This is a genomic window from Mucilaginibacter sp. dw_454 (genome assembly GCF_018449775.1).
GTDB lineage: Bacteria > Bacteroidota > Bacteroidia > Sphingobacteriales > Sphingobacteriaceae > Mucilaginibacter.
The window spans coordinates 590,814-605,317 of the sequence record NZ_JAAVVB010000002.1; the positions used below are offsets into that span (position 1 = coordinate 590,814).

The following is a 14,504-nucleotide window of genomic DNA, read 5'->3' on the forward strand; positions in this document are numbered from 1 at the left end:
ACTATTTATCTGTTAAAATGGTAATGAAGCCCTTAACGGTTCCTTGGCCGGGTCCTAAGTCTATGGCGTAGTAATAAGTGTCTTCGTTAAGTACTGCTCCATGATATGTACCGTCCCAGTCGTTGGTGTAGCCTTTTTTCTGGTATAATATTTTACCTGTTTTATCAAAAACGGTCACCGTGTTATTGGGGTAGTTAAGAATGTTTTGAACCACCCACGTATCATTCTTACCATCGCCATTTGGCGACATGAAATTGTTGGGTACTACAGCTGTTTTTTGCAAATCCGCCCTGGTTACTGTCAGGGTATAGGTTTTTTTGGTGATGCCGTCTTGCGCGGTTACAACCGTGGTGATGATATTGTCGCCCACGTTTAAAGCGATGGGGCCGCTTGCCAATCCATTATTTACTGCCACACCATTTATTTTCACAGCCGCTGCAGCATCTGCCAGTGTTGGTGTAAGTGTAATGTTGCTGATGCTATTATCTACGGCAGCAGTATAACTTTGTGTAGTGCCAATAAATACCGGTGATAAAGAGCCACTGCTGATGGCAAGGTTGGAAAGCATCGCGTTAGCAGAAGTTGTAGCTAAAACGGTTAACGCGGTGCTGTTGGCAGCGGCTTGTATAAACACATAATTTGCAGCGCTTAAACCTGTACCGGTAATATCATAGCTACCTGCGGGGCTGTTTGTAGTAGCCGAAGTTATAAAACTAAGTGTGCCGGTTGTGGCCAACGTTTGTGTATCTGAACCGACGAAACCGGTTACTGTGCCCGTAAAGGCTGGATTAGCGGTTCCTGCATTTCTGGATGCAGCTACGGCAGTATAAGTTAGGGTAGCAGCAGTTATTGCGCCTGTGGTATTTGGTACATAATTTATACTGTAATTATTACCGCTGTTGCCATCATTTATAACTAAGCCACTTGCGGTAAGAGTTTTGTCTGTACCAACGCTGGAAGAGTTAAAAGTTTGTGTAAGTGTAGCAGAAACAGCATCTGAGCCAAGCAAACCGGTTACCACAGGTGTTTTTGTCGAAACCACATCGGCACTGTATACTTTTGTATCGGCTTGAGCGGTTACAGTGGCCACAGCCGGCGTTATAACGCCTGACGTATTTGATACATAAGTTATAGCATAGTTATTACCGCTATTGCCGTCATTTATTATCAATCCGCTTGCGGTAAGTGTTTTGCCAGTACCCACATTACTATTATTGAAAGTTTGTATAGCGGGGGTGGATGCTGCATCTGTGCCCAATAAACCGCTAACAACCGGGGCAACTGTCGACGTTGTAGTTTTAGTATATACCTTACTATCTGCCTGAGCAGTGACGGTAACCGGTGCCGTTGTAATATTTGCCATTGTGGTGGCGGTGGCGTTTACTGTATAATTGGCTGCCGCCGCTCCATTGATAGTTATGCCGGTAACATTCACCGGCTTGCCGGTGCCAACGTTTTTATCGGCAAACGTCGCTGTATAATTTGTTGTAAATACATCTCCGCTAACCCGGTTATCGGTTAAGGTAACCGTTGCATTGGTAGTGTTGTCAAACGTTTTGTTCACCCCGGTTGCATTAATAGTCAAAGCTGATTTACTTACCGTACCATTGTATGGCACATAGGTAATGGTATAATTACCTGCCAGAAAACCGCCTAACCCGGTTGCTGCCGATGGGGTTATCTGGTAAGTTGCTCCGGCAGGCGTATTGGCCGCAATACCAGCTGCGTCTGGAGTCAGGGTGACGCTGGTTACAGTGTCGCCCGATAAAGTTGGTGTATGTGTAAAGTTAGTACCCACGCCTGCTGTAAGCGCCGTGCCGTACGGTTTGGGCGAACCAGTGGCAGTAATAGTTAGCGGTATTGGCGTTACCGTAATATCGCCGGGAGTATAGGTAATATTATAATTAGTTTCTGTAAAAGGTCGCTGGCCGATAGGTGCGCTTGGTACTATAGCACCTGTATAATTTGCCACCGGCGCACCTATAGTGCCGCCGGTGATGTAAGTGATGGTTATACTGTCTATAGTTTGTCCGTTTTGTAGCCCGGTTGCTGTAAATGCGGTAAACCCACTTCCGCTAGTCAGGGCCGTTCCGTAAGCTTTTGTGGTATTGCCAACCGAAATAGTTAAGGGCGCTTTGCTAACGGTACTTGGTACTGCTGTAACATCAACTTCGGTAGCATAGGAGCTGCTTAGCGCTATGACACCAGAATACCCAGCTGCCGGCGCGGTAGCCGATAGCCTGATGTACACAGGCGTAGATGGAAGATCGCCACCCGCACCGCCTATAACTACATTATCGGCAAATCCTGTGGTGGGGTTATCGCTTACCTCATATCCTTCGGGCGGCGTAACGGTTATACCATCTACCAGATTAGTGCCCGATACATTAAAACTGCTAACCGCCGACGCTGTCCCGTAAACCGTACTTAATGCCGAAGGGATGCCTGACGATGCAATAACGGGCGAAATGGTTGTTATAGTTGCCGGATTGCCGGCGGCGGCTGTTGTTAGATATTGTTCATTTCCCGGTGTTCCGTTATATTCCATCACCATTACAGTGTAGGCTGATCCCAGGTTAAGGCCAGAAATATCTACTGTGTTACCCGTGCCATTGTAAACGCAATACCAGCCTGTATTATCAATTTCGTTTCCCCCTAAGAAGGTAGAAACGCCTGTGTAAGGCGTGCCATTAACCGGCGTTGGCGTGCCGTTGGCTACTCCTGCATATACAAATACTCTTCTCGATGTGCCATTTCCATTTGTCCAGGTGGCTGTAGTATAGGTATAGGTTGTACCTGTGAAAATGATATTACTTGCCGGTATATCCGGCGTATGTAACGGACTATTACGCAATACAGCCAGAATAGGGGTGAGGTTACTCGGTACAATAATATCCGGTTTTCCGTCACCGTCCAGATCTGCTATAGCTACCCCACCAGGTGCTGACCCTACAGTAAAATCTACTTTTGCAGCAAAAGATGATGCTGAAAGGGTACCGCCTGTACTTAAATTGCGAAATAGCGATACCGTATTACCCGCGCCGCCATTATTGTTGGTTACGGCAAGGTCCGGCTTTCCATCGCCATCAATATCGCCTATAGCAACCCATTCCGGGCCATGATTGGTGGCTATATCTACTCTAACCGAAAAAGTTGAAGCGTCTATACCAATACTTGTTGATGTGTTTTGTAATATAGAAATTGAGTTTCCGTTAAAATTGGATACCACCATATCGGGTTTTCCATCGCCATCCAAATCGCCTATTGCAACGTTTTCAGGCTGAGCGCCTGTCGCGAAATCAACCTTAGCAGCAAATGAGATAGACCCGCTTGCCGATTGATTATGATATATCGATATAGTGCTTTGCGAAATATTATCTACTATTATTTCTGGTTTGCCGTCGCCATCAAGGTCGCCGGCGGTAAGGCTGTAAACATGCAAATCTGTTGTGTAATCAACATGCGCGGTAAATGAAGAACTGGTAATAATACCACTTACCGAATTATTCTGTAAAACAGATAAAGAGTTACCATAATTGTTGGTTACTGCCAGATCTGATTTTCCGTCGCCGTCAAAATCGGCAATAACTACGCTGCCAGGGCCGCTGCCTGTAGCAAAATCTACTTTAGTATCAAAATTGATGGTGCCCGGCGTGGATGAATTACGCAACACAGAAACGGTGTTGGCGCTTTGATTTGAAATCACGACATCGGGTTTGCCATCGCCGTCAATATCACCAACGGCTAAGCCTGTAGGATATAAACCGGTAGCAAAATCGACTTTGGCAGCAAAAGAGGATATGGTGATGCTGCCGCTTACTGAAGTATTACGAAATACCGATATTGAATTAGCATTGGCATTTGCTAAAATGATATCGGCTTTACCATCGCCGTCAATATCGCTTACCACAACGGTGTAGGTGCTGCCACTGGATGTAAAATCTACCTGATCTGCAATGTCATTTGCTGTAATGACATTTTTAGAGTTAAATGTTACTGCAAATGGCTTAGCCGAATAACCAATAAGGTGTGTACTGCCGTTTAGTACGCTAATAGCCTGGTAAGTTGCACCGTTTGGAACGGTTACAGTAAGACTGGTGGCACTTGCTGCCGTCACCTGGGCCATAGTGGCGCCAAAAAAAACGATATTGTTTGCGGCCGTTGTGTTGAACCCACTGCCGATTATGGTTACCGATGTGCCCACAGGGCCACTGGTCGGACTAAATGAAACAACTGCAGGGGGGGCGGCAAGAGCCTGAGAAATAGATATAAAGATCATTGCCAAGAGCAACAATAATTTTTTTGAGGTGGGTTGGGTAATGGTGTTGTCCATATACTATAAGTGTGAATGGTGGTTAAAGGCTTGGCTAATAAATTAAAAAGTAAATGAGTACATATACAGATATGAGTACAATGCAGGTTATTAAGGCATCCCTGCAGGTCTTTTTTTGTATCGGTGTTAGGTACATATTGGTACAGAATGTTTAATAATTAAACACGTGCGTTATGATACACAGCGCACGTGTTTGGTTTTGGTATTGATTAATAAGCAGTTATGAGTTGGTTGTTTTATAAAGACGAAAGTGTGGATTATACCAAGGTCGGTCAATCATATAAGCTTATGATATTTGGGGTAAGAATGGGAGAGAGGCTTTAAATGCTGTCGTTTGTCAGGCGTTCGCGGATAGCTTTTGCCACAGCTTCTGATTTGGAGTTAACATGAAGCTTTTTGTAGATATTGGTAATATGCGTACAAACTGTCCCCATGCTGATAAAGCACCGGGCGGCAATCATTTTATAACTATCGCCCTTTACCAGGCAGCTTAGTACTTCTTTCTCACGGGTAGAAAGATCGTAAGCGTTTTCGGTAATGTTCTTCTTTATACTAAAAAACTCGAGTACCTTACGGGCAATACTGGCATTCATTGGCGCGCCGCCCTGGCTCACCTCTGTAATAGCTTCCATTATTTTAGCGGGTGTGGTTTTTTTTAACAGGTAACCTGTAGCGCCGGAATGCAGCGCATCGAAGATCTTAGCGCTATCGTCATATGAGGTGAGTATTAATACGTTTATATGGGGAAAATGACTCTTGATTAAGGCGGTGGCTTCAATGCCGTTTAAGCCTGGCATATCAATATCCATCAGTATAACATCTGCCTCGTCATGTTGCAAATGCTCCAGCACCTGATTGCAATCCGGGTAGATACCGGCTATCTTAAAGCCCGGCGTACCAGAGATAAGGTAGTATAAACTGTCGCGTAGAGAGCTATTGTCGTCAAATACCGAAACCCTGATGTCCAAATTCTATACAGTTAATAAGCAAAGATAACGCGGCTTAATTGCTTGTTCAATAATATGTTTATATGATATTGAGCAACAATGTAATAGTAGTGCCTGCCCCCTGCTGTGAGGTTATATTTAATGTGCCGCCAATTTCTGCTGCGCGTTTGTGCATGTTTTTTAACCCATTGCGTATGTGCGGTGCGTCAATGTCAAAACCTTTTCCATTATCGTTAATAATCAGTTCGAGTTGACTATTCTGTTTGCTGACTGTTACTTTCATCACCGTACAATCGGCATGTTTAAGTATATTGTTTATGGCTTCTTTAAATACCAGGAATAAATTTTTCCGGGCTTCCATTTTGAGCCGGGTATTTAGTATGTCTTCAGATATACTAATATCGAACTTTATATTTTTGGCTTCTAACAGCGGTATCGCAAACTCACGCATGCGTATCGCAAGGTCATTAAAATGGTCGTTTTTCGGATTTACGGCCCAGATAATATCGTCCATCGCATCAAGCATGGCGCGCGATTGGGAAGAAATATGACTGATAATTGCCCTGGTGTCTTCCGGTGGCGATTGTTGTTGTAACTGTTTGTCCGCCACCTCGCTAAATATGGAAATGCTGCTTAATGCCGAACCAATATCGTCATGAAAGTCTGAAGCTATCCGCTCCCTTATTTTTTCAATTGCTAAAATGTGATCAATCTTATAACGATATAGCCGGTATAAAATTAACGCAACTGCCAGAGTTACCAATACTCTGAACCACCAGGTTTCCCAATAGGGTGGAGTAATTATAAAATTAAAAGCGGCTTGATGACTGTTCCATACCCCATTTTTATTACCGGTTTGCACATAAAATGTATAATTGCCTGGCGGCAACTGTGCATAATTGGCGCTGCGTTGATCTGTAGTATATTGCCACGCCGGTTCTGCGCCTTTAAGCCGGTACCTGAATTTGATATGATCAGGATCAGTATATAAAAAAGCAGTAAAGGCTATATTTACAGCATTATTTGTGTGACTAAAGGTTAAGTTGCCGGTATTTTGACAGGTTGGATATTGGGGCAGAACCAGTTTGTTGTTTACATGTACACTTTCAATAACCGGATCGGAAGGAACAGAAGCATTTTTTAGGCCCGGTGTGAAGTAGACAAAACCGTTTCTAAATCCTAATATAATATCATTACCTACAATTGCAAATGGCGAACCGGGAAAAATTGGCGTTAAAGGTGTTTCATACACAGCTTTTTCAGAAGAGTGAGTAGCCAGATCGTAATTTAATATTCCGGCATCGGTATTTATCCATGCCGTATTATTTATGGCGACAATACTTTCACAATCGGGTTTATTAAAATTGGCCAGTTTGTTTACTATGCTAAAGGCCTTGGTCTGTGTATTAAAAATAGCTATTCCATCGCCCGACGCGCACACTATTTGGTTATTGGGCGCTTTGGCGATATGAAAGAAATAGTAATCGGCATTGTTGCCTTTTCCTTTATATATCGCGCTTGATCTGGTAGCCGTATTATAACTAAATAATCCATCTTTTGAACCTATCCAAAGTACCCCATCATCATAAAAACCATTAATAAGATCATAACTTAGGTCGTCCCCTTTTTTTGCGGGATCTTTTTCAGCAACCAAAGTAATATTGTGGGTTAGTAAATCATATTTAAATAAGCCCAGGTTAGTGGTTATATAGCAGGTATTTGCATCAGCCATAATTATTTTATGGATATAATAGGCCAGCTGACTAACATCAGTTTCAGGCAGGCTTTTTTTTGCGAGAATGCCTTGTTGGGGGCTCCATTCTATGATGTACTGCTGTGTTATTAAAAGCCATTTGTTTTTAGCTATCTGTTCAAAGTCAATTAGTTTTTGTATGTCCTGGCCGATGTGGTAAGTGCTTTCGATTTTTTTAGTCTTCCAGTTCATGCAAATCATTTCCTGGCTATAGCTCGACATCCAGACCTTTGTGCTATCGTACTTATCCCGCGCTATTTTACTGATGTATAGTCCGTCGGTATTACGTTGGTTGATATAACGCGTTTTCCATTGCTGATTAGATATATCAAGCATGCTTATCCCTAAGGCTGTGCTCATCCATACCCGTTGTTTCTTGTCTACCAGAAACTTCGATATGATATTACTGGGCAGGCTATAAGGGTTATTGTCATCATGGAGATAGTCGAACTCAATTTTCTTTGACCGCGTGTTATAAACAATCACACCTCTTTCATCGGCAGCTATAAAAAGATATTTTTTCTCCTTATCCTGTGGTAAAAACAACAAGTCATCTGTTTCGATATCTTGTATTGCAGGCGTGGCCAGCGAAACATCATACAGGTTTCTATAAATAAATAGCCCATGATTGGTACCTATAAAAGTTGCAGCACCATTTTTAACAAGGGAAAAAACTTTAAGCAATGATCCCTTATAAAGCAAGGTATTTGCTGCGTAAGTATTTTTCTGAATGTTGTAGGTATAGGTTTTTTCGCGGCTTGATACCAATAAGGTATTATCATCAAGCAAAAAAACACCCAAAGGATTAACAACTTCATTCAAAGCAGTATAAGTTACCTGCAAGGTATTCACATCTATTTTAGCCAGGCCGTAGTTGCAAACAAACCACAGGTAGTTTTTTTGAACAAAAAAGCTATTAACATATAGTATGGTGTGTTTTGCATCGTTTTTTATGTAAACAAACCTGTTGCTTGCATCGTCATAGTAACATAATCCGGATGAGTTTACCCAAATTCGCCCATTATTGTCTGTTATAACGTCGGTATTATTAGTTCTTATTGTGCCCTTAGTTTCATCGAAACTGTTGAAAAAGGTTGTTTTATATCCATCAAACCGCTGCACACCCCGGCTGCAAGACCACATGTAGCCATACTTGTCTGTTGCAAGGTCAAGGATCTCGTCGTTAATGAAATGATTTTGGCTGTTAAAATTCTCAAACCGCCAATCAGGATCAGGCGTAAATGATTGAGCAAGTAGCTTATATGGCAGCAATAGTAACAATAAGCAAAACTTAAATCTGCCCATGAGTATTTAGACGGTTGTGAAAAAGGTTTAAGGTTACATTTTTAAACCGATGGGATAAATATAGCTAAATACTGATAATTAATTAGTTGTAGGCGATTGCAAATGTATGGACTTAATTTTTAAGCATTCCTGATGGATTCAAATCATTTTTATACCAAATTTTGATAGCAAAAAAGTTAATCTATATTTTAGCAATGAACAGCCTTTCTTTCGGTATTTATTTCATTACTTTGTCCGTTTTAGCGAAATATTGATTGAAAAGCTGTTACAGAATGTTTTAACTGCATTTTTAATTTAAGATTGCTTATAATGATCAGTTGGATACCTATTCAACACTTTGACTTTAACACGCACAAATGAAAAAAGATCGCCCGCAGAAAAATACTGTTGTCCGCATAAAAGATATCGCGCTTAAAGCCGACGTTTCTACTGGAACGGTTGACCGGGTGATTCATAACAGGGGTAGGGTTGCAGAAGATGTAAAGAACCGGGTTTTAAAGATCATCAAAGAGTTAAACTACGAGCCTAACCTGATGGCCCGCATGCTGGGCTCGAAAAAAGAATATCACTTTGCTGCCTTATTTCCGGATCACAATTATGACGCGTTCTGGACAGCACCAAAATCGGGCATTGAAAAGGCCGAGCAGGATTTTAAGCAATATAACGTCTTTGTAGAGCAATATGTATTTGACCCGCAGGATGTCAATGACTACGTTAAAAAAGCGAATGAGTTAACCCGCAAAAAGCCTGATGGTATTTTATTGTCGCCTATTTACTATAAAGAGACGTTGTCCTTTTTTGAAAAATGGAATGCCGATAAAATCCCCTTTGTGTTGTTTAATACCCAAATTGCCGATTTTGACCCTTTGAGCTATATTGGGCAAGATTCTTATCAAAGTGGTTTGCTGGCGGCTAAACTGGCGCATTATGGCAATCCTGACTCATGCTCTATGCTTATTGCTCATATTGATGAGAAAATAAGCAATGCGCAGCATTTGGTTAAAAAAGAACAAGGCTTCAGAAACTATTTTGCCCAAAACAATCTAGACCATAAATATAAGATCGAAAGCGTTGAGCTTACCCGCGCAAGCCAGTCTAACTTTATTAAAACGCTGGACGCATTGATTGAAAGCACATTTGACCTTAAACAGATTTTTGTAACCACGTCGCAGGCTTATGACATTGCTAAATACCTTGAGCAACGGCATATTAACCATATAAAGCTGATAGGTTATGATTTGATACCGCCTAACCTACATTACTTGAATAATGGCGCCATCAGCTTTTTAATTAATCAAAATCCTAAGGGGCAAGGCTATTGGGGTATTTATCAATTGGCCGAGCATTTGGTGTTTAAAAGAGAAGTGCCCATTATTAAATACCTGCCTTTAGATGTGGTGACCAAAGAGAACCTGAATTATTTCCTGGACGAAAAGGATCAGCTGTTCATCGAAATTTAAAATACCTATCATTTTTTCAACTGTTAACTTGTTTGTTTCCTAAACAAGCTTAAATTTGTGTTCGGACACGCAGATGTCTGCTTGTGTCGTTTATATTACACTTAAGTTTCCATCAATGATCAAACAGTTTGATTGCCAGTTTATTCCGGATGAAAAGCTAACCAACGATGTCTCATCGTTATTGAATGAATACCCAAGGCAGGCAATTGATAACTTATTGTGGAGCGATAATGGCTATTTCCCTCAGGTTGAGTTTAGTATGGCCTATACAGCGCACAGCTTCCTCTTAAAATATTTTGTAAAAGAAAAATACCCGGTAGCCACCCATACGCAGGTTAACGACCTGGTGTATAAAGATAGTTGCGTAGAATTTTTTGTGTCCTTTGACAATGGTGCCAATTATTATAATCTGGAGTTTAACTGCCTGGGTACACCGTACGGCGCTTATGGCGCGGGTAATCCTGGCCGGGCAGAGCTTCCGGTTGATGTGGTAAATCAAATAAAAGTATCAACCTTTATAAATGATGTTGAGATCGAGGGGGTTACAGAATGGGAAATTAGCCTTGATATACCTTTCAGTGTGTTTATTTACGAGAATGTTACATCGCTTAAAAGTACAGCGTGCAAAGCCAACTTTTATAAATGCGGCGATGAAACGCCCGAACCCCATTACTTGAGCTGGAACAATATCTTAAGCAGCAGGCCTAATTTCCACGTTCCGGAATTCTTTGGAAGCATTAAATTTATGTAATCAAGCCTTGTTTAAAATGGTGCTATAGCCTCATTTTTCAGTTTAAAGTTTTGTTAAAATAAGATAAATAAAAATATTTTTAAAAAATGTGTGCGAACACGCAAAATGTTTATATATTTGATTTAACGATTTAATAATCGCTTGGTACTGATTTTTACGAGTTTATAAATAATATATTTATTAAAGACGATTTGTTGATTAGTTGATTTAGTACATGGAAAAAGAGGTTAAAACACCAACACAACGCCTGGTTTCGCTTGATGTGATGCGTGGCCTTATTATGATCTTGCTGGCTGGCGAAAGCTGTTTAGTTTGGGAGTCATTAAGGAATATGCACATAGGCAAAGGGGCGGATATGGTTATAGACCAATTTTTCCATCATCCATGGCATGGCTTGCACCTGTGGGACCTGGTGCAGCCTGCCTTTATGTTAATGGCCGGGTCGGCTATGTACATATCCTATCAATCAAAATTAAAAAAGGGTATAAGCTGGCAACAAAATTTCAAACACATTGCCATAAGGGCGGTAAAGCTGTTTTTGTTAGGTACAGGTCTTCATTGTATTTACGCAGGTAAATTAGTCTTTGAGCTATGGAACGTGCTAACACAGCTTTCTTTTACTACGGTAATAGCTTATTTAATTATTAACAGATCATTTTGGTTCCAGGTAGGGTTTACTGTGGTATTGCTGCTGATAACCGAGATCTTATACCGCACCATCCTGATGCCGGGTTTTAACCAGCCTTTTGTCGAATATCATAATTTCGGTGCTTACTTTGACACCGTGCTCATGGGTAAGATTAATACAGATGGCTGGGTGGCCATCAATATTATACCTACCGCTACCCATACAATCTGGGGTGTGTTGGCGGGCAGATTGCTGATCTCATCAATACCTGCTAAAAAGAAAATAACTTATTTAATTATAGCAGGCATAGCTGGCCTGGTTTTAGGTTTTGGGCTTGATTATGTAAATATTACGCCTATTATAAAAAGGATCAGCACCAGTTCATTCGCCCTGGCGTCTGCCGGTTGGGTTTTATTATTAATGGCTTTCTTATACTGGCTGGTAGATGTTAAACAGGTAAACAAACAGGCGTGGATCTTTACCGTAGTAGGTATGAATGCCATATTTCTGTATCTGTTTTTTGAAACGGTTGGTGCGCAGTGGTTTAACGGTGCGGTGGGCGTATTTATAAAAGGTGGCTTGGGCCTGGTGGGTGTTGCGGGGCCGTCAGTTGCACTGGTATCTGCAGTGGTTACATTATTTGCAGAGTGGGGTATTTGTTACTGGTTAAGCCGTAATAAGATCTTTATTAAGATATAATAAAAATTCCAATATAAAATCGCCTTGCGGAATAAACTGCCTGGCTAAAAAAACACACTTGAGCTATGAAGCGATATTCAATAGTAATAGCATTGCTATGCCTTGTCGGAAGCAGTGAAAATGCGTTGGCCATGCGCGCAGACACCACTATAACCTATACCGAAAGTATAGTAGACATAGTGAATCCCGAAAGAGGATTTTACCATCAATTAAATGTGTTTGCGTCGCACTATGAACCATTAGACAAAAACACTTTAATGGCCTATCGTACAGACCAAAAAATTAATAAGGCTTTATATTCTGCAGCTACCAGTTTGATTTATGTAGAATACGTGCTGGATAGTTTTAAAGGCTCGCCTATTTCTGCAGACTTTTTGAAAAAATTTAACAACGATTGTGCCACAGCCCGCGCGGCAGGCGTGAAACTTATTGTGCGTTTTTGTTATGTTAGCAAGGCGCACGGAGGCGATTGTGGCGATGGTATTTGCCCGCCTTATGGTGATGCGCCTAAGGCTGTGGTGCTTAACCACATTAAACAGTTAAAACCCTATTTGCAGCAAAATGTAGATATCATAGCCTGCATGCAGATGGGCTTTATAGGTATCTGGGGAGAAAATTATTATTCTGACTATTTTGGCGACGCCTCGAAAACCGGCAACGGAAAGGTGCTTGACAGCAATTGGCGCGACCGTACCGAAGTGCTTAAAGCCCTGCTAAACGCATTGCCAAAATCAAGAATGATCCAGGTGCGTGTGCCCCAGTTGAAACAGCGCTTTGTATATGGTGTTTCAGCCGGTGTGGAGTCGGCTGCACTTACTGAGGCAGAAGCATTTAGTGAGACCGACAAGGCGCGCATAGGTTTTCATAATGATTGCTTTTTATCAGGCCCTACAGACTATGGTACTTATAACGACTATGGTAACTCTGCCTCGCCTCAAAAAGATGCGACCCCTGCTTTGAAAAAATTCGAAATGGCCGACAGTCGCTATACCGTAGTAGGTGGCGAAACCTGCGATGACGCTTTTAGCCCCCAAAATGATTGCGGGCCAACCGGTCGTGCTCAACAAGAGTTTGCAGGTTTTCACTATAGCTTCCTTAATTCGGGCTATAATACCAGTGTAAATGACGATTGGGTTACCGGGGGCTGTATGGACGAGATCAAAGAAAAAATGGGCTATCGTTTTGTACTGCGTACCGCAAAAATATCAAACAAAGCCAAAAAGGGCGGTATTGTTGAGGTGGCTTTGAATATGGACAATATTGGCTATGCTTCGCCCTTTAACGCCAGACCGGTGCAATTGATATTGAAAAACAAAGCAGATGGCAGGATAGTAGTAATTGCTTTCAAAACCGATATCCGCAGATGGTTTACAGGAGCCGTGAATCTGCATCAAAAACTGGCTTTACCTGCTGCTTTAAAAGCGGGAATTTATGAGGTTTATCTCAATATGCCTGATGCTGCTGCAAGTATTTCTACCAGGCCCGAATATAGCATCCAGCTGGCTAACAATGGCCTGTGGGAAACCGAAACCGGTTACAACAAGCTGAATGCGACTATACAAGTGAATTAAATAATAAATAAAGAATGAGCGGCTCAAAAAAAAGCAAAATACTAGTTACCGGCGGCACAGGTTATATTGGTGCCCACACGGTTGTCGAGCTGCAGCAAAGCGGTTATGAGGTTGTAATCATAGATAATCTGTCCAATTCCAATATCAAAATCCTCGACCAGATAAAAACCATTACGGGTGTAATGCCCGTTTTTGAAAAACTTGATCTGCGGAACAAAATAGGCGTGTTTGAGTTTATCCGGTCGCTGCCTAATCTGGGGGGTATTATCCATTTCGCAGCATCCAAATCGGTGGGCGAATCGGTTAAAGAGCCTTTGCTTTACTATGATAATAACATCTGTACTTTGGTAAACCTGCTCAACGCTATTAAAGGCCGGCCATTAAACTTTGTATTTTCTTCATCATGTACCGTTTATGGCGAGCCGGATGTATTGCCTGTGAACGAAGTGGCGCCTGTAAAAACGGCCGAATCGCCCTATGGTAATACCAAACAAATTGGCGAGGAAATATTGAGAGAAACAGCTAATGCAGGCCAGAAATTAAAAGTAACTGCACTACGTTATTTTAACCCGGTGGGCGCTCATGCTTCGGCGTTAATTGGCGAACTGCCTATTGGCGTACCACAAAACCTGGTGCCCTTTGTTACCCAATCGGCCATTGGTAAACGCGGGCAGATAACTGTTTATGGCGACGATTATGATACAGCCGATGGAAGTTGTATTCGTGATTATATTCATGTAGTAGATTTGGCCAAAGCTCATGTTGCAGCCATTAAACGCATGGAAGCCAGGCAGACGAAAGCCGTTTACGAGACTTTTAATGTAGGCACAGGTAAGGGTAATTCTGTATTGGAAGTAGTTAACGCTTTTGAACGTGTAACAGGCGTAACGCTAAATTACCGTATTGGCAACCGCCGTGAAGGCGATATTATTAAAATTTGGGGCGATGTTACCAAAGCACAAAATGAATTGAACTGGACTGCCCAATCAGGCCTTGACGAGATGTTGGCATCTGCCTGGGCATGGGAAAAATATATAAACGAAAATCCTTTTTAGAT

Annotated in this window: 8 protein-coding genes; 5 read left to right on the forward strand and 3 right to left on the reverse strand. The window is 41.8% G+C overall.

Annotation, left to right across the window (positions count from 1 at the left end; translation table 11 throughout):
- Position 1: 1 nt before the first annotated feature.
- The 3 genes from HB679_RS09775 to HB679_RS09785 all read right to left on the reverse strand — a co-directional run bounded on the left by HB679_RS09775 (position 2) and on the right by HB679_RS09785 (position 8,338).
- The gene (locus HB679_RS09775; protein ID WP_214071778.1) at positions 2-4,333 is read right to left on the reverse strand and encodes an FG-GAP-like repeat-containing protein; all 4,332 of its coding nucleotides are present in this window, start codon (positions 4,331-4,333) and stop codon (positions 2-4) included.
- Positions 4,334-4,653: 320 nt separating this feature from the next.
- Complete coding sequence (locus tag HB679_RS09780) at positions 4,654-5,301, reverse strand: response regulator transcription factor (RefSeq protein ID WP_214071779.1); 648 nt, start codon at positions 5,299-5,301, stop codon at positions 4,654-4,656.
- A gap of 58 nt (positions 5,302-5,359) precedes the next feature.
- Positions 5,360-8,338, reverse strand: coding sequence for a triple tyrosine motif-containing protein (locus tag HB679_RS09785; RefSeq protein ID WP_214071780.1), 2,979 nt, complete (start codon positions 8,336-8,338; stop codon positions 5,360-5,362).
- A gap of 356 nt (positions 8,339-8,694) precedes the next feature.
- Between HB679_RS09785 and HB679_RS09790 the strand changes: the two genes are divergently transcribed.
- The 5 genes from HB679_RS09790 (at position 8,695) to galE (ending at position 14,502) form a co-directional block, all read left to right on the forward strand.
- Positions 8,695-9,798: a LacI family DNA-binding transcriptional regulator gene (locus tag HB679_RS09790; RefSeq protein ID WP_214071781.1), complete on the forward strand. Its 1,104-nt coding sequence runs from the start codon at positions 8,695-8,697 to the stop codon at positions 9,796-9,798.
- Between the two features lie 115 nt (positions 9,799-9,913).
- Positions 9,914-10,549 carry a carbohydrate-binding family 9-like protein gene (locus HB679_RS09795; protein ID WP_214071782.1) on the forward strand — a complete coding sequence of 212 codons (636 nt, stop codon included), beginning with the start codon at positions 9,914-9,916 and terminating at the stop codon, positions 10,547-10,549.
- 214 nt (positions 10,550-10,763) lie between these two features.
- Positions 10,764-11,876: a DUF5009 domain-containing protein gene (locus HB679_RS09800; protein WP_214071783.1), complete on the forward strand. Its 1,113-nt coding sequence runs from the start codon at positions 10,764-10,766 to the stop codon at positions 11,874-11,876.
- Between the two features lie 65 nt (positions 11,877-11,941).
- Positions 11,942-13,447: a DUF4832 domain-containing protein gene (locus HB679_RS09805; RefSeq protein WP_255547569.1), complete on the forward strand. Its 1,506-nt coding sequence runs from the start codon at positions 11,942-11,944 to the stop codon at positions 13,445-13,447.
- A 14-nt stretch (positions 13,448-13,461) separates the two neighbouring features.
- Positions 13,462-14,502: a UDP-glucose 4-epimerase GalE gene (gene galE / locus HB679_RS09810; RefSeq protein ID WP_214071784.1), complete on the forward strand. Its 1,041-nt coding sequence runs from the start codon at positions 13,462-13,464 to the stop codon at positions 14,500-14,502.
- The last annotated feature ends 2 nt before the right edge of the window (positions 14,503-14,504 follow it).

Bases quoted from the DNA above. Each gene is read 5' to 3' on its own strand.
- HB679_RS09775 (WP_214071778.1), bottom strand. From the start codon at position 4,333: ATGGACAACACCATTACCCAACCCACCTCAAAAAAATTATTGTTGCTC.
- HB679_RS09785 (WP_214071780.1), bottom strand. From the start codon at position 8,338: ATGGGCAGATTTAAGTTTTGCTTATTGTTACTATTGCTGCCATATAAG.
- HB679_RS09790 (WP_214071781.1), top strand. From the start codon at position 8,695: ATGAAAAAAGATCGCCCGCAGAAAAATACTGTTGTCCGCATAAAAGAT.
- HB679_RS09795 (WP_214071782.1), top strand. From the start codon at position 9,914: ATGATCAAACAGTTTGATTGCCAGTTTATTCCGGATGAAAAGCTAACC.
- HB679_RS09800 (WP_214071783.1), top strand. From the start codon at position 10,764: ATGGAAAAAGAGGTTAAAACACCAACACAACGCCTGGTTTCGCTTGAT.
- HB679_RS09805 (WP_255547569.1), top strand. From the start codon at position 11,942: ATGAAGCGATATTCAATAGTAATAGCATTGCTATGCCTTGTCGGAAGC.
- galE (WP_214071784.1), top strand. From the start codon at position 13,462: ATGAGCGGCTCAAAAAAAAGCAAAATACTAGTTACCGGCGGCACAGGT.